Origin of the sequence: Microlunatus soli, from assembly GCF_900105385.1 — a bacterium.
Taxonomy (GTDB): domain Bacteria; phylum Actinomycetota; class Actinomycetes; order Propionibacteriales; family Propionibacteriaceae; genus Microlunatus; species Microlunatus soli.
Genome location: NZ_LT629772.1, coordinates 334,330 through 353,869, shown reverse-complemented (window position 1 = coordinate 353,869; position 19,540 = coordinate 334,330). Strand labels below are relative to the sequence as shown.

At 68.0% G+C, this 19,540-nt stretch carries 22 protein-coding genes; 17 read left to right on the top strand and 5 right to left on the bottom strand.

The window, feature by feature from the left end; all coding sequences use genetic code 11:
* Positions 1-82 precede the first annotated feature (82 nt).
* Positions 83-925 carry a MerR family transcriptional regulator gene (locus BLU38_RS31145; RefSeq protein ID WP_172836045.1) on the bottom strand — a complete coding sequence of 281 codons (843 nt, stop codon included), beginning with the start codon at positions 923-925 and terminating at the stop codon, positions 83-85.
* Positions 926-1,099: 174 nt separating this feature from the next.
* Here BLU38_RS31145 and BLU38_RS31970 point away from each other — a divergent pair, with 174 nt between their 5' ends.
* The 10 genes from BLU38_RS31970 to BLU38_RS01520 all read left to right on the top strand — a co-directional run bounded on the left by BLU38_RS31970 (position 1,100) and on the right by BLU38_RS01520 (position 10,994).
* Positions 1,100-1,231, top strand: a complete 132-nt coding sequence (locus BLU38_RS31970; RefSeq protein ID WP_269458149.1) for a hypothetical protein — start codon at positions 1,100-1,102, stop codon at positions 1,229-1,231.
* 130 nt (positions 1,232-1,361) lie between these two features.
* The gene (locus tag BLU38_RS31140; protein ID WP_172836044.1) at positions 1,362-1,553 is read left to right on the top strand and encodes a hypothetical protein; all 192 of its coding nucleotides are present in this window, start codon (positions 1,362-1,364) and stop codon (positions 1,551-1,553) included.
* 31 nt (positions 1,554-1,584) lie between these two features.
* Positions 1,585-1,734: a hypothetical protein gene (locus BLU38_RS30670; protein WP_157683144.1), complete on the top strand. Its 150-nt coding sequence runs from the start codon at positions 1,585-1,587 to the stop codon at positions 1,732-1,734.
* A gap of 102 nt (positions 1,735-1,836) precedes the next feature.
* The gene (locus BLU38_RS01550) at positions 1,837-2,844 is read left to right on the top strand and encodes a GNAT family N-acetyltransferase (RefSeq protein ID WP_157683143.1); all 1,008 of its coding nucleotides are present in this window, start codon (positions 1,837-1,839) and stop codon (positions 2,842-2,844) included.
* Positions 2,845-2,896: 52 nt separating this feature from the next.
* Positions 2,897-4,213 carry a winged helix-turn-helix domain-containing protein gene (locus BLU38_RS01545; protein WP_231920129.1) on the top strand — a complete coding sequence of 439 codons (1,317 nt, stop codon included), beginning with the start codon at positions 2,897-2,899 and terminating at the stop codon, positions 4,211-4,213.
* 472 nt (positions 4,214-4,685) lie between these two features.
* Positions 4,686-5,054 (top strand): hypothetical protein, encoded by a 369-nt coding sequence (locus tag BLU38_RS01540; protein ID WP_157683142.1) that lies wholly within the window; start codon positions 4,686-4,688, stop codon positions 5,052-5,054.
* Positions 5,055-5,159: 105 nt separating this feature from the next.
* The gene (locus BLU38_RS01535; protein ID WP_091518798.1) at positions 5,160-5,927 is read left to right on the top strand and encodes a phytanoyl-CoA dioxygenase family protein; all 768 of its coding nucleotides are present in this window, start codon (positions 5,160-5,162) and stop codon (positions 5,925-5,927) included.
* 229 nt (positions 5,928-6,156) lie between these two features.
* Positions 6,157-6,837, top strand: coding sequence for a hypothetical protein (locus BLU38_RS01530; protein ID WP_091518795.1), 681 nt, complete (start codon positions 6,157-6,159; stop codon positions 6,835-6,837).
* A gap of 84 nt (positions 6,838-6,921) precedes the next feature.
* The gene (gene secA, locus BLU38_RS01525; RefSeq protein ID WP_456238074.1) at positions 6,922-9,879 is read left to right on the top strand and encodes a preprotein translocase subunit SecA; all 2,958 of its coding nucleotides are present in this window, start codon (positions 6,922-6,924) and stop codon (positions 9,877-9,879) included.
* A 74-nt stretch (positions 9,880-9,953) separates the two neighbouring features.
* Positions 9,954-10,994, top strand: coding sequence for a Gfo/Idh/MocA family protein (locus BLU38_RS01520; protein WP_091518787.1), 1,041 nt, complete (start codon positions 9,954-9,956; stop codon positions 10,992-10,994).
* Positions 10,995-11,037: 43 nt separating this feature from the next.
* Here BLU38_RS01520 and BLU38_RS01515 read toward each other — a convergent pair whose 3' ends face one another.
* Positions 11,038-11,628 (bottom strand): helix-turn-helix domain-containing protein, encoded by a 591-nt coding sequence (locus BLU38_RS01515; RefSeq protein WP_091518783.1) that lies wholly within the window; start codon positions 11,626-11,628, stop codon positions 11,038-11,040.
* A gap of 174 nt (positions 11,629-11,802) precedes the next feature.
* On the opposite strand from BLU38_RS01515, the gene BLU38_RS01510 reads away from it, so the two are divergent.
* Genes BLU38_RS01510 through BLU38_RS01500 form a run of 3 tightly spaced genes read left to right on the top strand, consistent with a single transcriptional unit; the run spans position 11,803 to position 13,966 of the window.
* Positions 11,803-12,930 carry a CobW family GTP-binding protein gene (locus BLU38_RS01510; protein WP_157683140.1) on the top strand — a complete coding sequence of 376 codons (1,128 nt, stop codon included), beginning with the start codon at positions 11,803-11,805 and terminating at the stop codon, positions 12,928-12,930.
* 19 nt (positions 12,931-12,949) lie between these two features.
* Positions 12,950-13,510 carry a histidine phosphatase family protein gene (locus BLU38_RS01505; protein WP_091518776.1) on the top strand — a complete coding sequence of 187 codons (561 nt, stop codon included), beginning with the start codon at positions 12,950-12,952 and terminating at the stop codon, positions 13,508-13,510.
* Positions 13,511-13,561: 51 nt separating this feature from the next.
* The gene (locus BLU38_RS01500) at positions 13,562-13,966 is read left to right on the top strand and encodes a Fur family transcriptional regulator (RefSeq protein ID WP_091518772.1); all 405 of its coding nucleotides are present in this window, start codon (positions 13,562-13,564) and stop codon (positions 13,964-13,966) included.
* 64 nt (positions 13,967-14,030) lie between these two features.
* On the opposite strand, the gene BLU38_RS01495 is transcribed toward BLU38_RS01500, so the two are convergent.
* Together BLU38_RS01495 and rpmG are read right to left on the bottom strand one after the other, a co-directional pair.
* On the bottom strand, positions 14,031-14,303 hold the full coding sequence (locus BLU38_RS01495; RefSeq protein ID WP_091518767.1) for an HU family DNA-binding protein: 273 nt from the start codon (positions 14,301-14,303) through the stop codon (positions 14,031-14,033).
* A 131-nt stretch (positions 14,304-14,434) separates the two neighbouring features.
* A complete protein-coding gene (rpmG, locus tag BLU38_RS01490; RefSeq protein WP_091518764.1) occupies positions 14,435-14,602 on the bottom strand; it encodes a 50S ribosomal protein L33 in 168 nt (55 codons plus the stop codon).
* Positions 14,603-14,736: 134 nt separating this feature from the next.
* Here rpmG and BLU38_RS01485 point away from each other — a divergent pair, with 134 nt between their 5' ends.
* On the top strand, positions 14,737-15,744 hold the full coding sequence (locus BLU38_RS01485; RefSeq protein WP_157683139.1) for a DUF3048 domain-containing protein: 1,008 nt from the start codon (positions 14,737-14,739) through the stop codon (positions 15,742-15,744).
* Here BLU38_RS01485 and BLU38_RS01480 read toward each other — a convergent pair.
* Entirely contained in the window at positions 15,707-16,447 is a 741-nt protein-coding gene (locus BLU38_RS01480; RefSeq protein ID WP_091518755.1) for an Rv3235 family protein, read from the bottom strand. The two genes, BLU38_RS01485 and BLU38_RS01480, sit on opposite strands and share 38 nt — an antisense overlap.
* Positions 16,448-16,694: 247 nt before the next feature.
* Here BLU38_RS01480 and BLU38_RS01475 point away from each other — a divergent pair, with 247 nt between their 5' ends.
* The 3 genes from BLU38_RS01475 to BLU38_RS01465 all read left to right on the top strand — a co-directional run bounded on the left by BLU38_RS01475 (position 16,695) and on the right by BLU38_RS01465 (position 19,509).
* Entirely contained in the window at positions 16,695-17,459 is a 765-nt protein-coding gene (locus BLU38_RS01475) for a polyprenol monophosphomannose synthase (RefSeq protein ID WP_091518750.1), read from the top strand.
* Positions 17,460-17,585: 126 nt separating this feature from the next.
* Positions 17,586-18,467: a dioxygenase family protein gene (locus tag BLU38_RS01470; RefSeq protein ID WP_091518745.1), complete on the top strand. Its 882-nt coding sequence runs from the start codon at positions 17,586-17,588 to the stop codon at positions 18,465-18,467.
* Between the two features lie 115 nt (positions 18,468-18,582).
* On the top strand, positions 18,583-19,509 hold the full coding sequence (locus BLU38_RS01465; protein ID WP_091518741.1) for a GNAT family N-acetyltransferase: 927 nt from the start codon (positions 18,583-18,585) through the stop codon (positions 19,507-19,509).
* The last annotated feature ends 31 nt before the right edge of the window (positions 19,510-19,540 follow it).

The following is a 19,540-nucleotide window of genomic DNA, read 5'->3' as shown; positions in this document are numbered from 1 at the left end:
GGCACCGGTCGCGCGTTGACGCGTTGTTGATCATGATCCGATGTTGATCATGGGACCTGTTGGTCCATGATCAACATCGCGATCAGTCCGCCGCGACCGGTTGCTGCAGATCGGTGACCCAGCCGTCCTGCGGAACGTCGGGAGGGGAGTGGTACACCTCCCGGCAGACCCCGCTCGGATGGAGGTCGTGCGCCTCGACCCAACCGAGCAGCCCGTGCCAGGTCTGGTCGATGGTCGCCACCGATCCGTGGTGAGTGACCGTGGCGACCCGGTCCAGCGCGGGGAACACGGCCAGCTTGTAGCCCGGGTCCGGGCCTTCGGCCGCGGCCGGTTCGCCGGAGTCGAGGATGTAAGCAGCAGTGACGACGATCCCGTCCTGTTCGCGCTCGGTTGCTCGATAGCTGGCGATCGCCGGGCCGAAACCGGTCCGCCCGGCGTCGCTCAGCCGCCCGGCCAGCTCGGCGAAGAGCGGGCCGATCACGGGCGAGATGTTGACGCTGCCCCAGCCGGCAGCCGGAGCCGTCAGGTAGCCGACGGTCACCGGCGGCACCGAGATCACCGAGGCCGCCACCACCGGTGCGGTCGGCTCGCCGGCCTGAGCGGCCAGGAAGGCGTCCAGCCGCTGCAGCCGTACGGTGTCCTGCTCGACCTGCCGGGCCAGCGTCGACCGCGCGGCCGCCAACAGGTCGGACTCCGCCGACGCCGGCAGCTCGCCGCCGACGATCGCGGCGACGTCGTCCAGCCGGAGCCCGAAGTCGCGCAGTTCCAGGATCCGGTTCAGCTGCCGGCTCTGGTCCGGTGCATACCAGCGATACCCCGAGGACGGATCGACCCGAGCCGGCGCGAGCAGCCCGATCCGGTCGTAGTGATGCAGCAGCCGGACCGTCACCCGATTGATCGAAGCGAACTCGCCGATGCTGAACATGCCTGCTCCCTCCAGTGCCGGTGCATCGCAGCGTAGAGCGTCAGCCGGGTCCGCGGGCGTCGGAACGTCTGGTCCACTGTCGGAGGACTCTGACAGGATCGCCCGTATGAGGGGCGATCGACGCACCGGGCTGAGCGCGGACTGATGCCGACGTGGGGCGCGGTGGTTCTTGCGGTGGCGACGCCGATCCTCGCTGCCATCGGTGCATTGGTCGGGCACCTGCTCACCCGGCGCAGTGCGCTGGAGCTGGGGTGTGTCTCTTTGTTCGTGCGGGCTGCGCGGCACGCGGTCGGCACCTCGCCGTAGCCGGACTCGGTCGACATATCCCGATATGCCTCCCTCACCGGCCACGCCGAGGCACTCGACCGCGCACCTGCTCGCTCCCACCCGAACAAAGAGGAGACACCCCGACGTCTGGCGGCATCGCGAGGAGACCATGCGGATGCTGCGGTGGAGTGCCGAGCTCGTGATCAGTGAGGGCAGATCCGCCCGGCTCGGCATCGTGGTGCTGGAATCGCTGGCCGACTCCGAGCTGTTGCAACCCGAGGACCAACCGATCGTGAACGGTGTGCTGATCGCGGTCACCCGGCCGCCCGTTGACGAGATCGTCGGAGGGTTGTCGTCGTAACTGGAGGTGTCGAGAAGCGGAGGTGGTTGCCATGGCGACGCACGTGACGGAGTCGGCGCCGACATGGGCGCAGGTCCGTGCCGCGCAACTGCTCGTCGAGCGCGCCCGCAAGGGTCTGGCGCCGCAGCCGTCGGAGCGGATCAAGGCACTGGCGAAGGCGACACCGCGACCGGAGGACTGACCCTCGGATCAGTGCCCGGATAAATCGGATCGGGCCCGGATAGTCGGATCGGCCCGGATAATCGGTGGGCCGGCCGACTCGATGGCTGGCACGATCGTGCCCATGGTGCGGATCCGGGACCTGAACACGACCGACGACGCCGAGGTGCGTGCCTACTACGACATCTACCGGCGCGCCGAGCGGGACGGCAATCCTGATGCGCGGGTGTATTCCTACGCCGAGACGGCAGCATCGGTGCGCGGGCCCTCGGCCGGGATGTCCTTCCAGGTCTCGGTCGCCGAAGTAGACGAAGTCGCCGGGCCGGTCGGCGCGGTGATGACGATCGGCTCGACGACGGACAACCTGCGATCGGCCTGGGTGGCGGTGCACGTGCTGCCCGAGCACACCGGCAACGGCGTCGGGACGGCCCTGCTCGCGACGGGGGAGCAACGGATGGCCGAACAAGGGCGCACCGAGTTGACCGCGGAGTTTGCGCTGCAGGGCGACCGGGTCGAGCGCAACCGTGGCTTCGCCGAACGGCACGGCTACCGGTGGACCTACAACGAGGTCGAACGCCGCCTGCCGCTGCCGATCGACGACGGACTGTTGGATGAGTTGGACGCCGAAGCGCGGCCGCACCGTACGGGCTATCGATTGGTCACCTTCGACGGCCCGGTTCCACAGCAGTGGGCGCAGGGCTACTGCGACGTCAACAACCGGCTGGTGCTGGACGCCCCGCACGGTGACCTCGAGGTCGAGGCTCGCCGCCGGACACCCGAACTGCTGGCCGAACAGGATGCGGAGATCAACGCTTCCGGCCGGCGTCGGGTCTCGGCACTGGCGATCGCCCCGGACGGATCGGTCGCGGCGCTGAGCAGTTGTGTGATCTCCGATCCGGATGAGGAATCGGTCGACCAATGGGCAACGGTGGTCGACCGCGCTCATCGCGGGCATCGGCTGGGCATGTCGGTCAAGGTCGCCGGCTACCGGCTGCTCCGCGACCTGGCCCCGGACAAGCGGTACCTGCAGACCGGCAACGCCGAGACCAACCGGTGGATGATCGCCATCAACGAGGCGTTCGGCTTCGCGGTTCACTCCACGATCGGCGTCTTCGTCAAGCGCATCGACTGACGATCAGGGACGACGTACGGGCATTGTCCGACCTGCCCTCTAGGGTCGGGACGTGGCCAAGCACGCTCCGCAGACTCCTCCGCACCCACCGACCGCGCGCCGACTGTCGACTGCCCAGGCCCGCCGGATCGCGCTCGCCGCGCAAGGATTCGGCGGCCGCCGCGGTTCTGGTGCAGGTGGGCAACGCCCCGATCACCGGCCGACGATGCGCGACGTCCAAGCCGTCATCGACCGGCTCGGGCAGTTCCAGATCGACACCATCAACATCGTCGCCCGGGCGCATTACCTGCCGCTGTACAGCCGACTCGGTCCCTACGACCCAGGTCTGCTGGATCGGGCGGCGGGCAAGGCCCCGCGGCGGCTGTTCGAGTACTGGGGCCACGCCGCGAGCATGATCGACGTGACCCTCGAGCCGGCACTGCGGCATCGGATGGAGTCCTGGTCGGCGCGGGAGATGTGGGGCTCGATGGCCCGGATCGCCCGCGACCGGCCGGAGTTGATCGACTGGGTGCAGCAGCAGGTGATCGACCACGGACCGATCGGAGCCCGCGGCATCGACGCCCGGGCCGCCGCGGAGCTGGCCGATCACGCCGGTCCGCGGCAGCGCGAGAACTGGGGGTGGAACTGGTCGGATGTGAAGACCGCCTGCGAACACCTGTTCGTCACCGGCCGGATCACCGCGGCCCGGCGCAACGGTCAGTTCGAGCGGCTCTACGACCTGCCCGACCGGGTACTGCCCGCAGCCGCGACAGCGACCGCGACGCCGACCGAACCGGAAGCGATGCTGACCCTGGTCCGCCGCGCCGCCGCCGCGCTCGGCGTGGCCACCGAGCCCGATCTGCGCGACTACTTCCGGACCAGTCAGGAGCGGACGCTGCCGGCAGTCCAGGAGCTGGTCACGACCGGCGAGCTGATCCCGGTCACCGTGCAGGGCTGGAAACAGCCGGGTTATCTGTGGCATCAGGCGAAGCAGCCCCGCAGAATCGAGGCCCGGGCGCTGATCAGCCCGTTCGACTCGGTGATGTTCGAACGCCGTCGACTCGAGGCCCTGTTCGACTTCTTCTACCGGATCGAGATCTACGTCCCCGAACCGAAGCGGGTACACGGCTATTACGTCTACCCGTTCCTGCTCGGAGAACGGTTCGTCGCCCGGGTCGACCTGAAGGCCGACCGGGCTGCCGGCGTGCTGCGGGTCCGGTCGGCCTGGATCGAGGACACTGCCGACCCGGCCACGGTTGCGCCCGAACTCGCTGCCGAGCTCGCGCTGCTGGCCCAGTGGCTGGAGCTCTCCGACATCGATGTCGAAGCCCGCGGCGACCTGTCGGCCGAACTGTCCGATCACGTCCGAGCTGCCCCGTTGTCGGCGTGAATCCCGGTGGGGCGCGTCGACGGGCAGTCGTGATGGGCCATCGATCGACAGATCGCCAGCGGCGTAGATTGACCGATCGGGCGAGGTCGGCCAGGACGTCGGCACCTGGCAAACCTGACCGAGAGGATTGCTGCCAGGCGGGGCGGATCACAGCAGCTCTCTCGGTCAACTTGGCGACCATGCCCGTTCGCCTCGCATCCTGCAACGGCTATCGGGCAGCGTCCCCCGCCGCTCACAGCTCGGTGCACGGAACCATGCAATTCGCGATGTCAACGGACGGCAGGTCGAGCCTGCCCGCTCAGAGCGTCGTTCTGGACGGGAATGAGATCGCGATATGCCGGGATCCTCTCTCCGGAACCGATGAACGATTGGGCTACGCGGCAGGACGTTTCCCTGGATGGGAGCACCTCGGCCGGCCGGTGGCTGGCTGGCAGAGTGCCCCCTGACCCGGCCGGGATCGACAATGGGGGAGATGGACCTCCATCCGCAGCCCCCAGTCCGACGATCGGCGGGCGGCTGGGACGTGCTGGCGATCCTGCTCGCTATCGTCGCCGGCTGCGTCACGGCGGTCCGCTTCCTGCGACACTCCCTCGCGGTGGCGACCGCCGCTCACCCGTGCACCGGTGCGTGCGCCGAGGGGCGTGGGATGGTGCTGGTGCTGCCCACCGGCCTCGTGTTCGCCGGCTGCGTCGCGGTCGGCATCGTCGTCTCCGTCCGCTGCCTGGCCAGGATCGAACCGTCGTGGCACTGGGCGGCCGCGCTGCTGCTCCCGCTGGCCTGCGGTGTACTCGGGTACGCCGTTGCCACCGGTCTCGCGGAGGCCGTCGGGCGGATGATCTGACGGCGACCCAGCCCGCCGTGCGGCCTGCCCGATCCGGTCGGCGTTCGATTCAATCGGCGCCCAATTCAATCGACGGGACCGTACCGTCCTGGGCACAATGCCGCCATGCTGACCGCCGAGCAACGGCAGACGTTCGACCTGCGCGGGCTCGTCAAGCTCCCGGCGGCGATCCCGGCCACCGACAGCGGCCGGATGGGCGACGCCGTCTGGTCGTTCCTGGCCGAGCACCGAGGCATCCAGCGACACGATCGGACGACCTGGGGAGTCGACCGACCGACAGGGTTCCAGCCGCTGACCCGGTCCGGTGGCCTGGACGGCATCTGGTCCGCGCCCGTCGCCGATGCGGTGGCCGCACTCCTCGGACCGGCGGACCGGCAGCGTCGTGAGCGCGGCCGGCTGCTGATCACCTTTCCGCAGGCGACCGCCTGGACGGTCCCGGGCGACAGTTGGCACTTCGACTACGTACCGCCCGACGGGACCGACCCGCGTGCCGTGCAGGTGTTCGCGCTGCTCGATGACGTACGGCCGCACGGCGGCGGGACCCTGGTGCTCACCGGCTCACACCGGCTGGTCGCGGCGGTCGGCCGTTCGCAGGAACCCAGGCCCCGCGCCGTACGAGCTGCTCTCGCGACCGCGCATCCCTGGCTCGCCGATCTCTGGGCTCCCGATGAGCAGTCGACTCCCGCCGAGCGCGAGGACAGCTTCCTGAAGCATCCGGAACCGATCCACGACGTGACAGTCGAAGTGGTCGAGGTGACCGGCCGGGCCGGTGACGTGTTCCTGATGCACTCCGACTGCTTCCACGCGATAGCGCCCAACGCGCTGGACCGGCCACGGCTGATGTGCACCAGCCTGGTGACCCGGCGGCCGTAGCGAGGGCGTGTTCGGTGAGTCCGTCGCGGCCCGGTGAGATCAAGAATGGGTCGCGATCGCACCAACCGCGCCTGCGGCGTCCGGCGTCGCGACACGATGAGCGGGAGTGTCACGGGAGGGAGCGACGATGGGGCGACGATTCGTTGCGGTGTCGGCGCTGCTGCTGTGTACCTCGATCGGGTGCATGCCGACGACATCGGAACCAGTGAGCCCGGCAGAGATCGAGGGAATGCGAACGGACCCGGACCACCAGGGTCTGGTGGTGAGCTATATCGGCGGCGCCTGCGACGGTCGGGCACGTCTTGCAGTGACCGAGAAAGGTAGCCGGATCGACGCCAAAGTGCTCGTCGAGCGGAAGATGAACGTTTCTTGCACCGATGTGGGCATTCCTCGAACCGTCGCGGCCCGGCTCGCCCGCCCGATCGGTGAGCGCACCGTCTGGTCGTCGGGACGCGAGTATGTGCCGTTCGACGGGGCACACCTGCTGACTCCCGCTCCGGTGCCGGCCGGATTCGGCGGGGTGAACGAGAAGGCGGAGTCCTGGGCGGGGCCGACGTCTCCGCGCGGCCGGGTTGTCACCAGTACGTGGGTGACGAGCCGCTTCGACGCGAACGCGGCCGCTCCCGACGGTGAGTGCCGCGCGACGCGAGGCTTTCTGACCGTGGAAATCGGTCCGGTCCCGGCCGGCAGAACGTCCGGGCGAGCCAAGGTCGGGACGGCGCGGATCGGCACGGCGACCGCGCAGGTGTATCGGGACGGGCCGACCGATGACCCGGCTGGCTGGAGTTACGTCTGGCAGGTCGACCATCGCCGGGTCGAGCTCGGCAACAGCGGCAACTGCAACGAACAGGATCGGCTGCTCAGCCGGACCGAGTTGCTCCGAGTCGCGAGGTCCCTCCAGCCCGCCTGAGCGCTGGGCATGGGATGCTGCCCGCCCGTCGTCTAGCATGAACGATGGACTGAAGACCGCCGAGCAGGGAAGAAGAGCAAACTCGTGGCTTTGATGGACAGGCTGTCCCGCATCGGCGAGGGCAGGACGCTCAAGAAGCTGAAGGCCGTGGCCGATCGCGTCAATGCGATCGAAGAGGATTTCGTCGCGATGAGCGACGACGAGTTGCGCGCCCAGACCGACGAATTCAAGAAGCGCTACGCCGACGGCGAGTCGCTGGACGACCTGATGTACGAGGCCTACGCGACGGTCCGTGAGGCCAGCAAGCGGGTGCTCGGCAAGCGGCACTTCGACGTCCAGGTGATGGGCGGGGCGGCGCTGCACTGGAACAACATCGCCGAGATGAAGACCGGTGAGGGCAAGACCCAGACCGCGTTGCTGCCGTCGTACCTGAATGCGTTGACCGGCAAGGGCGTGCACATCGTTACCGTCAACGACTACCTGGCCAAGATCCAGTCCGAACAGATGGGCCGGGTGCACCACTTCTTGGGGCTCAAGGTCGGCGTCATCCTGTCCGAGATGGATCCGGCCGAGCGCAAGGTCGCCTACGAGGCAGATGTCACCTACGGCACCAACAACGAGCTCGGCTTCGACTACCTGCGCGACAACATGGCGCTCAGCATCGACGACTGCGTCCAGCGCGGCCACTACTACGCCATCGTCGACGAGGTCGACTCGATCCTGATCGACGAGGCCCGGACACCGTTGATCATCTCCGGTCCGGCCGAGGACAATCAGCGCTGGTATCCGACCTTCGCCCAGCTGGTCACGAGGATGCGCCGGGACCGTGACTACGAGGTCGACGAGAAGAAGCGCACCGTCTCGGTGCTGGAGGCCGGCATCGACCTGGTGGAGGACCGGCTCGGGATCGAAAACCTCTACGAGTCGGCCAACACGCCGCTGATCTCCTACCTGAACAACGCGATCAAGGCCAAGGAACTCTTCAAGCGGGACAAGGACTACGTCGTCACGCCCGAGGACGAGGTACTGATCGTCGACGAGCACACCGGCCGTACGCTCGCCGGCCGACGCTACAACGAGGGTCTGCACCAGGCGATCGAGGCCAAGGAGTCGGTGGAGATCAAGGAGGAGTACCAGACCCTGGCCACCATCACCCTGCAGAACTTCTTCCGGATGTACGACAAGCTCGCCGGGATGACCGGTACGGCGATGACCGAGGCCGCCGAGTTCCAGAAGATCTACGGCATGGGCGTGGTCCCGATCCCGACCAACATGCCGATGATCCGCGAGGACCAGAAGGACCTGATCTACCGCACCGAAGAGGCCAAGTTCACCGCGATCGTCGACGACGTGGCCGAGCGGCACGAAGCCGGGCAGCCGGTGCTGATCGGCACCGCGAGCGTGGCGAAGTCGGAGATCCTGTCGGCGATGTTGAAGAAGGCCGGCGTCAAGCACGAGGTGCTGAACGCCAAGCAGCATGAACGCGAGGCCGCGATCGTCGCGATGGCCGGCCGCAAGGGTGCTGTCACGGTGGCGACCAACATGGCCGGTCGTGGTACCGACATCATGCTCGGGGGCAACCCGGAATTCCTTGCAGACAAGGCGATCCAGGCCAAGGGGATCGACCCGGTGGACCACGTCGAGGAGTACGAAGCTGCGTTCCCGGAGATGCTGGAGACGTTCGAGAACGAGGTGAAGTCCGAGCACGAGGAGGTCGTCGAGCTCGGCGGGCTGTACGTGGTCGGATCCGAACGGCACGAGTCACGGCGGATCGACAACCAGCTCCGCGGTCGTTCCGGCCGTCAGGGCGACCCGGGGGAGAGTCGGTTCTTCCTCTCCCTCGGCGACGACCTGATGCGGCTGTTCAAGTCCGACATCGTGGAATGGGTGCTGACCGCACTGAAGGTGCCCGACGACCAGCCGATCGAGAACAAGCGGGTCAGCTCCTCGATCGCCAGCGCGCAGACCCAGGTCGAGGCGCAGAACTTCGAGATCCGCAAGAACATCCTCAAGTACGACGACGTGATGAACCGTCAGCGGCACAAGATCTACAGCGACCGCCGCGAGGTGCTGGAGGGTGCCGACGTCGAGCAGCAGCTGCGCGACACCGTGGACAGTGTGGTCGAGCAGTACGTGCTGAGCAGCACCGAGGGATTCAGCGAGGACTGGGATCTGGAGCAGCTCTGGACCCAGATGAAGACGCTGTATCCGGTCACCCTGAAGCGCGCGGAGTACGAGGGTGAGGAAGACCTCGACCGCGACATCCTGATCGCCGACTTCCGCGCCGATGCCCAGCAGGCCTACGACACCCGTGAGGAGTCGCTGGGCACTGACGTGATGCGCGAGCTCGAGCGTCAGGTGATGCTCACCGTGCTGGACCGCAAGTGGCGCGAGCACCTCTACGAGATGGACTATCTGCGGGAGGGCATCGGGCTGCGGGCGATGGCGTCCAAGGATCCGCTGGTGGAGTACCAGCGCGAGGGCGGCGCGATGTACTCCCAGATGATGGAGGCGTTCCAGGAGGAGGTCGTCGGCTACCTGTTCCATCTCGAGGTCGAGGTCAATCGGGGACCGGCTGTCGGCGTCGTCGCCGACGGCGGCGGGCAGCCGATGACCGTCGGCGACGGATCGCGCCGGCAGCGGGATCGCAAGCCGATGGTCGAGTCCGGCCCTGACCCGGACGGCCCCGGTGTCGAGGTGAACACCGTGACCGAGGCCGAGGAGGAGACCGAGGACGCCGACCAGGTCAAGGCTGCCGCGACCAACGGGAAGCGGGAACCGGTCGGGGTCGCCGCCGGCGTCGCGACGGACAACGGCACCGACACCGCTGCTGGCACCGAACAGCGTCCGACGTTGCGCGGCAAGGGCCTGTCCGAGCCGAAGCAGCGGAGGATGTCGTACAGCTCGTCCGACGGCGAGGTGAAGACCGGCGCGGTGAAGAAGTCCAAGGACGACCCGTACGCCAACGTCGGCCGGAACTCGCCCTGCCCCTGCGGCTCGGGCAAGAAGTTCAAGCTCTGCCACGGTCGCCGGACCGCCTGAGCCACCGACATCGAGATCTGCCACGATAGGCGGGTTTGAAACGTCTCGATGATGAACGGATAAGGGTGGCAGTGATGCGTACTTCGACAGGCTCAGCACTTCGCATCGTGCAGGTCGGTCTCGGCGGATTCGGTCGCAACTGGGCCGCGGAGATGATCCCGCAGGTCAGTGAGGTCGAGCTGGTCGGCAGCGCCGACGTCTCCGAGCAGTCCCGGGAGGCGGCGGTCAAGGCCGGGGTCGCCGATCCGGACCGCTGCTTCAGCACCGCCGAGGAGGCGATCGAGGCCGTCGACCCGGATGCCGTGCTGGTCACCGCCAGCCTGGTCGGTCACGTGCCGGCGATCCGGGCCGCACTGCTGGCCGGCAAGCACGTGATGACGGAGAAGCCGTTCGCGCCGTCGGTCGAGGAGGCCACCGAACTGGTGGAGTTGGCCGACAGTAAGGGGCTGACCCTCGCGGTCAGCCAGAACTACCGGTTCTTCCCGGCAGTGCGAGCGGTCCAGCAGATCGTCGCTGCCGGCGAGCTGGGGGATCTGCATGCCGTCGAACTCGACTTCCGCCGGTTCTCCGGCAGCGACGGTCGGCGAGGTCCGCATCACTTCCTGGACGAGCCGCTGCTGGTGGACATGTCGATCCATCACTTCGACCTGTTCCGTACGGTGCTGGGCCGCGACGCCGCGCAGATCACCTGCCGGACCTGGGATCCGGACTGGTCGCTGTTCAGCGGTCCGTCCGAGGGCGTGGCATTGATCGACTTCGGCGACGTCACCGCCAGCTACCGGGGGAGTTGGGTCAGCCACGGCACCCCCACCCCGTGGGCGGGCGAGTGGCGGATGGACTTCGCCGAGGGAAGCGTGGAATGGACCAGTCGCGGTGACGGCAAGGACGGCTGGCAGGCCGACAAGGTCGAGATCCGGACCGGCGACGAGGTTCGTCAGGTCGAACTGCCGACCGTCCAGCGGACGGACCGGGCCGGCAGCCTCACCGAGTTCGCCCGATCGATCGCCGAGGGGCGTCAGCCGGAGAATTCCGGGCGCAACAATCTCGGCAGCCTGGCGCTGACCTACGCGGCCGTCGAATCGGCGTCGACCCGTTCGGCGATCTCCATCGGCTGAAACGCCGATGGCCGCTCCGGTTCCTGATCATCGGGGTACCTGATCATCGGACTTCCGACGAGTCCTCGGTTTTGCGACGAGCCCGGGCGCGGGTGTGGATACTCGCCCCGGACTCGTTGAAGATGCTGATCACCTCGGCCGGTTCGTCGCCGGCCGAGGTCATCGCATGCGGTACTCGGGTGTCGAACTCGGCCGCCTCCCCTGCCTCCAGGGCGAGATCGTGCTCACCCAGCAGCAGCCGCAACCGGCCGCTGAGCACGTACACCCACTCGTAGCCGTCATGCGTCCGGCGCTCGGGCAGTCGTCGGCGTGACGGATAACTGATCTTGAACGTGTGCACCGGCGCATTCGGCGGCGCGAGCGGCCTGATGGTCAGCCCGTTGCTGCGGTAGGACCGTTCCTGGATCCGCGGATCGGGGACCTCGCGGGCCACAAGATCATCCAGACCGATCCGCAGCTCCCGGGTCAGCGGCAGCAGCAGCTCCAGATTGGCCTGCCGTTTGCCGCTCTCCAACCGGGACAGCGTGCTGGTCGACATCTGCGCCGCCCGCGCCAGCTGCTCGAGAGTCATCCCGCGTTCCTTGCGGGCGGCCCGGATCCGCGCTCCTACCTGCCTCAGCTGTACCTCGCTCATGGCAACCAATCCTGACACCCCGCGACCTTGCCGATCAAGCAAACGGCCTTGCCGCCGGGCGCCCGAATCGGGTCACCGATCTTCACGTCGGCTGTGTCGCCGTGCATAATGGCCTCACCACATAATGAGAACGATTATCGATACGGTTTGCCGAACCGAAGGACCGGAGGGCCCATGCCGATGGACGACAACCCGCTCACCGACGACGAGCGCAACGACCGCAACGACGGGTCGACACCGGTGGTGACGATCTGCGCACTGACCGAAACGCAACGTGTTGCCGCTGCCGGCAGCGTGTTGGTCGATCTGGACCGGGGCGTCCAGCTCAGCTTCGATCTGCTGAACCACCGAGGACTGATCCGCCGTCGGATCCATGACCTGACCGGGATCGTCGAAGACACCTTGATCCCGATGGAACACGGCTGCGCGCACTGCAGCCTGCGGGACGTGGTGATCCGCAGCCTGCGGGAGTGGTCCGCCCACGGCAGGCCGATCGTGCTGGCATTGCCGCCGACGACCGAACCGGCGACGATCGTGCCCGACCTGATCGAAGCGGCCGACGGCGATCGGCTGCGGATCGGCGGCGTGCTCGTCGCCATCGATGCGGCGACGGTCGAATCCGATCTCTTCGGCGACGACCTGCTCGACGAACGTGGCATCGCCCAGGGGGCTACCGATCGCCGAGCGGTCGGTGAGGTCGTGGCCCACCAGATCGAGTACGCCGATGCCGTGGTCTTCGGCGCGCCGCTGTCGACACGGCAGGCCGCCATCCTTGATCATCTGGCGCGGGAGACAGCATCGAGGTGCCAGCTGCACAGTCTGTCTGGTGCCGACCTGCTGGATGTGGAGTCCCATGATCATTTCCGCACCGCGACCGACGGCTGCCGGACGGCCGCTGTCGAACCCGGACCAGCGACCGACGCCGCAGACTCGGACGGGATCTGGACCATCGAGTTGCTCTCGGATCGGCCGTTCTCCCCGGACCGACTGCGGTCCGAACTCCCCGCGCTCGGCGCCGGTCCGCTGCGTGGCCGGGGGCACTTCTGGCTGCCCACCCGGCCCGAACTGCGGTGCGTCTGGGACGGCGCCGGCGGGCAGCTCAGCGTCGGCCCGGCCGGCGAATGGCCCGGACCGCAACAGACCCGGCTGGTGATCACCGGCGCCGGCGGAGATCCGGCCGTCGTCCGGGCCGCCTTCGACCGAGCGCTGTTGACCGACGCCGAATACGTCGGCGGCGCCGAGCGGTGGGCACGGGTCGACGACGGGATGGATCCCTGGCTGGGCGTCCGGATGATCGGCTGACTCCGGTACGGTCCGGACCATGCGCTCTCCGGTGACACCCCGTACGGTGATCTTGATCCGGCATGCAGCACCGGTCGCGTCGGGGGATGTCGCGCCGAGTGAATGGCCACTGAGTGATGCCGGCTGCCGAGCAGCCGAAGCACTCATCGGTCGGATTCCGCTCGGCGCGGTGCTCGCGTCCAGTGCCGAGCGCAAGGCGGTGCGGACCCTGTCCATCGCCGCCGGTGTCGACGCCGCCGAGCTGATCATCGATTCCCGATTCGGTGAGGTGCTCCGTCCGGGTGAGCCGTTCGATGATGCTGTCGCCGATCGACGGCGGGCCTGGATCGAAGGGCGCCCCGATGAGCGTCACCTCGGCTGGGAGAGCCGGTCCGAGGCGGCCGCACGGTTCGCCGCCGGGCTCGAGGCGATCGACGGCGATCAGGTCGTCGTCGCCTCACACGGCATGATCATCACCAGCTGGCTGATGGCGATCGGTGTCGTCCCGGCGGCGTCGGCCGGCGACTACTGGGCCGCGCTGCGGTTCCCGGAGTTGATCGAGGTGCCACCGATCGACGGGCCGCTGCCGAATCGGTGGTGAGGTTCCGACCGCCCGATTGTCTCGCGCTACGCTGGCGCCGGAGGTGGAAGGATGTCGACCCGGCGACGCAACACTGCACAGCGTGCCCTGATCGAGGCCGCGCTGGTCGAGGCCAAGGACTTCGTCAGTGCCCAGGATCTGCATGCCCGGCTACGCGCCGACGGAAACCCGGTCGGGCTCGCCACCGTCTACCGCAACCTCAACGATCTGGTGTCCTCGGGTGCTGCCGACACCATTCAGATGAACGGCACCGAGCAGCTGTTCCGGCACTGCGGCGACGAACACCACCATCACCTGGTCTGCGTCGACTGCGGCCGGACGATCGAGATCGCCGAGCATGACGACTGGGTCGAGTCGGTCGCCCGGCGCAAGCGGTTCACCTTGATCAGTCACACCATCGAGATCTTCGGCCGCTGCCCGGACTGCCGGCGACAGCTCAAGACCGAACCGTCCTGACCGACATCATCGCCCGGGGCGCGGCACCGGGCTCGCCCTTCCGGGCGAGCCGGGCACGCCACCCTCAGCGCGCGGCGGACTTCAATCGGGTTCCCGGGCGCAGCCGTACCGACTTGCCGGCCGGGATCTCCATCTGCTCACCGGTGCGCGGATTGCGACCGGTGCGGCTCGGCCGCTCGGTCACGTCGAGGGTGAGCAGGCCGGGCCAGCGGACCTCGCCGCCGGCTGCGGCTGCTGCAACCAGTTGGGCGTCCAACGCATCCAGCACGGCGCTCACGGTGTCGCGATCGACCCCGGTCTCGGCGGCGATGGCGTTGTTCAGTTCGGTGCGATTCATGGTGCTCCTTCGGTGTCTGATCTGTTCGGTCAGCGGCGTGCTCGTCGGCTCAACGCCAGGGAACCACTGATCTGTTCGGGCTGCTGCGGCCCGCGCTGCACTCCTGAATAGACCAGTACTTCCCTAGTGGGCTAGCGGTCTTCTCGGAAATCGACGTGCTGCCGGATGTGTGGGTCGTACTTGCGCAGCACGAGCCGGTCCGGATCGTTGCGGCGGTTCTTCATCGTCAGATAGCTGAAGCCGGTGCCTGCGGTCGAGCGGAGCCTGACCACCGATCGCACCGCGTTCCGTCCTGCCATGGCGTGTACCTCCTGATGTCAGGCCATCTCTGGCGCCCTTAACGATAATGGTTATCGCTAGACGAATGCTGCTTATTCCCGACGAACGGGTGTCGGCGTGCCGTCGCGGAGGGCTGGACCGTAGAGTTTCCGGCGTGAGAGGACAGAGGCTGCGTGTTGCCGCCCTGGGGCTCGCGATCGCGTTGTCGATCGGGACCACGGCGTGCAGCGGAGACAAGGACGCCGATCGGCAACCCCGACCGAAACCGACTCCGACGGCGACCAGTGCGTCCGCGACGCCGTCGCCGACCCCCAAGCCCAGTCCGTCCAAGGCGGCGGCCTACGACCCGATCACCGGGGGCAAGAAGAGCAGCAACGTGGTGATCGCAGCCAAGATCGACAACGTGGCTGCGGCGCGCCCGCAGGTGGGCATTTACAAGGCCGACATCGTCGTCGTGGAGCGGGTCGAGGCTGACCTGACCCGAATGGTCGCGATCTACCACAGCAACTTCCCGCGCCGGGTCGGCCCGGTGCGCAGCGCCCGCAATACCGATGTCCAACTGCTGCCGATGTTCGGCAAGCCCGGCCTGGTGTTCTCCGGCGCCAACCGCAAGGTGCTCAAGCAGCTGCGACACAGCCCGTACCTGCGGCCGATTCCGCGCGAGACCCGGGACAACTCCCGGTCCGCGCCGCACAACGTGATCGTGCATCTGGACAACGTCGCCAAGCTGCCCGACATCGGCAAGGCCAAGCCGATCGGCTACACCTTCGGCTCCGGACCGCAGTGGAAGTCGGCGGCCAAGGCGCCGTCGGTGAAGGTCCCGATCGGTGTCGACACCTTCGGCTTCGACTACCGCGGCGGCCGCTATCGGACCAGCTGGAACGGGCAGCGGAACACCGACGGCGATGACCACAAGCCGGTGCTGACCGACAACATCGTCCGGCTGAAGGTCAAGTCCCACAAGGACACCCAGACAACATCCGACCTGTCCAACGTCGCCGAGACGGTCGGGTCAGGCAAGGTGACGGTCTACTCCCAGGGCAAGCAGTTGACCGGCACCTGGAAGCGTTCCAAGCTGAACGGACCGATGACGCTCAAGGACAGCCACGGCAAGGACATCGCGCTCAAGCCGGGGAAGACCTGGATGCTGCTCGACGGCTGACGTCGGCACGCTTGCCGAGGTGTTTCGGACGCCGCAGCGCGGCGAGCTCCAGGGTTGTGCACAACCAGCGGCCGCCGAAGGCGTCGAGCCGGAACGCCAAGGCCGCCGTCCGGTCGGGCCAGTCGAAGACCACGACCACCTCGGTACGACTGGCGGTGTTGCGCTGCAGGTGCACGGCGCGCAGCGCGGCACGGTCGCCGACCGTCCGCCGCCGGACCCGACGAGCCAGCTGCGCCATCGCGGTCGGCGCCAGCCAGCGATCGAGCTGGCCGATCGGACGGAGCCCGGCCACCGCCTCCAGCAACGCGTCGGCGAGCCGGATGCTCCACCCGGCCGGGTCCGGTGGCGGTGGCGTGAGTCCGGACCGCTGGCCGGTCGGGGTCGGCCAGCTCGCGCCGAACCGGAGGATCCGCACGGCGCCGAAGCTGCTCCGCGTAGGACCGTCCGCCGGAGCCGTGGACCGCGGCGCCGGGTGTTGGCCGCTGTCCGGGCCCGGTGGCTGACCGGGTCGCGTACCAACGGCGACCTCGTCCTCACCCCAGGGCAGCGGCGGTTGGTGCTGGCCGATCCGCACGGTCAGTCTGTCGTCGGTCCCGGTCGGCCAGCCGCTGGCCACCGGTCCGGCGCGTGGTGCCCGTCGGAAGGCGATCGCGGCACTCCTGCCGTGCACCCGCTCGGCGTCGTCCTTCGCTGGAATCGGCATCGACCCTCCTCGCCCGAACCGCCGTCCCCGACCCTGCCCGAACCCCTGCCGGAACGCTGGCCGGTACCTTCTGCACCGGACGGATGTGCCGGCGGTGGTCATCGCTGATGCTGCCACCGCGCACCGACACAAATCGTGCCGAGAGGGGATCGCCCCGCAGATCTGTGGACAATTCGTGCAGAATTGGGCCCTGTTGTGTCCGTACGTGGGTCCTGTCCCGTGATCCGCTGACCAGGAGAAGTGCAGCTTGACCGTCCCGCCCGAGTCTCAACCCAGCCAGCCGACCGCGCCGCGCGTGGTGGTCGTCAGCCCGACCTTCAACGAGCGGGACAATCTGCCGATCCTGGCCCGGCAACTGGCCGACCTCAAGATCCCCAATCTGCAGTTGCTGGTCGTCGACGACAACTCGCCCGACGGTACCGGCGAGGTCGCCGACGAACTCGCCGCGACGTCGGGGGATCGGGTGGCCGTCCTGCATCGGACCGAAAAGGACGGTCTGGGCCGGGCCTATGTTGCGGGCATCAGCCGGGCGCTGGCCGACGGGGCGGACGTCGTGCTGCAGATGGATGCCGACCTGTCCCATCCGACCGAGGTCATTCCCGAGATGCTGCAGATCCTGGCCAGGCAACCCGACGTCGGCGTCGTCCTCGGCTCGCGATACGTGGCCGGTGGCTCGGCTGCAGGGGAGTGGGCCTGGTATCGGCGGCTGCTGTCGGCCTTCGCCAACGTCTACGTCAACACGATCCTGCGGCTGCACGTCAAGGACGCCACGGCCGGTTTCAAGGCCTGGCGCGCCGCCACGTTGCGTCGGATCGACGTCGAGACCATCCGCAGCAACGGCTACGCCTTCCAGGTGGAGATGAACTACCGCACCGTCCGCAACGGGATCCGGATCGCCGAGACGCCGATCCACTTCGAGGAACGGGCCGAGGGTCAGTCCAAGATGACCCTGTCGGTGCAGCTGGAATCGGCGCTGATGCCGTGGCGGCTGCTGTTCGGTCGCAAGGTCTGATCCTGTCCCGGATCGGCTCCCTCGAGCTGCTGGCGACCCGGTGCGGGAATAGCTGAGACGAACCGACGTTGAAATACCTGATCAGTCAAGTATTTTGGTGGTGTCGTCGACAGCAGGAGGGTGCGTATGCCGTCGATCTTCGACCCCGGCGCCCCGGCCGGCGCGTTCGACGCGTTCGTCGGTGAGGCCCGCCGGGCGGCCCGACTGCGGACCCCGTGGGAGCCCGCATCGGGGCGGATGCCCGCTCTCTTCATCAGTCATGGCGCGCCGCCGCTGCTGGACGACGCGGAGTGGATGGACCAGCTGTTCGGCTGGGCCCAACGGCTGCCGCAGCCGCGGGCCATCCTGATCGTCTCCGCGCACTGGGAGTCCGCCCCGCTCGCGTTGTCCAGCCCTCGACCGGCGGCCCCGTTGGTCTACGACTTCGGTGGCTTCGCCGACCGCTACTACACCCTGCGGTACGAGACGCCCGATGCCTCCGAGCTGGCCTCTTTGGTCCGCTCGGTGCTGCCCGACGACCAACGTCCGCACGAGCACCTCGATCGCGGCCTCGACCATGGCGCCTGGGTGCCGCTCAAGGTGATGTACCCCAACGCCGACATCCCGGTCCTGCAACTCAGCCTGCCCACCGGCGATCCGGCCGCCTTGCTGGAGCTGGGCGGTCGGCTGCGCGCACTTCGCGACCACGGGGTCCTGGTGATCGGTTCCGGGTTCATGACCCACGGCCTGCCGTTCCTGACCCGGGAGAGTGTCAGCGGCGCAACCGTTCCGCAGTGGTCCACCGATTTCGATCACTGGGCGACCGAGGCGTTGGGCAACGGTGACGTCGAAGAGCTGTGCCGCTATCGGTCCGCAGCGCCGGGGATGCCGTACGCCCATCCGACGGTTGATCATTTCATTCCGATGTTCATCACCCTCGGCGCGGCGGCCGACGCCGGCACCGAGGTCACGCCGGTGATCGACGGTTATTGGATGGGCCTGGCCCGGACGTCGTTCCAGGTCGCCTGACGCACGATCCGTGTCGACATCGAAGATTATCGAAGATTCCTGGTTGCAGCAGCCATGACTGCGCGGGCAGGAATCTCGATGGACGGTGCCGCGGAGCCGCCGATACCGTGCGTCCATGAGTCGTGTCGTGTTCACCTGTGGGCCCGCCGGTTCGGGCAAGTCGACCCACGCCCACGCCCTGGAACGCGACGGGTTCGTCCGGCTCTCCTTCGACGACGAGGCGTGGCGGCGCGGCATCGACAGCCACCCGCTCGAACCCGCCGTCCGGGACGAGATCGAGGCCGAGCTGCGCGGTCGGCTGATGCACCTGATCGAGGACGATGTCGACGTCGTCCTGGACTTCTCCTTCTGGTCCAGGGCGATGCGCGACGACTATCGCCGGCTGATCGAACCGACCGGCATCACACCCGAGACGATCTATCTCAGGACGCCCCGTGCCGTCGCGCTGGAACGCGTCCGGCGGCGGGCCAATGATCATTCCGACGCCATCCGACTGACCGACGAACTGGCGGCGAGCTACTACGACCATTTCGAACCGCCGACGGCCGACGAGGGTCCGCTGATGATCATCGACACCGCACCTCGGCCGGTCATCCGGGTCGGCACCGTCGACGACGCGGATGCACTGCACCGGCACTGCTACAGCGCAACCCCGGTGGAGATGATCAAGAGCTGGTTCGATCCGGCCGAGGAGACCGACCGGGTCGGATTCGTCGCGGTCGATCCGACCGACGGTGCGATCGCGACCTGCACCCTGACCCGACATCCACACCGGATGCAGCGGCAGCGCGCCGAGATCGAGGGATTCGTGATCGCCGCCCGCCATCGCGGCAGCGGGCTGGCTCGGCGGCTGGTCGAACACTGTGCCGACTACGCCGGCACCAGGTGGCAGGCCGATTCACTGGAGCTGTCGGTGCGCGGTGGCACTCACGCCGAGGATGCCTATCGTGGACTGGGATTCATCGAGTGGGCACGATTCCCCAACGGGCTCCATGATCACCAACGCACCTACGACGACGTCCGGCTCTACCGGCCGATCTAGTGTCGCGCGTCACTAGCGGACCGACGCGGCC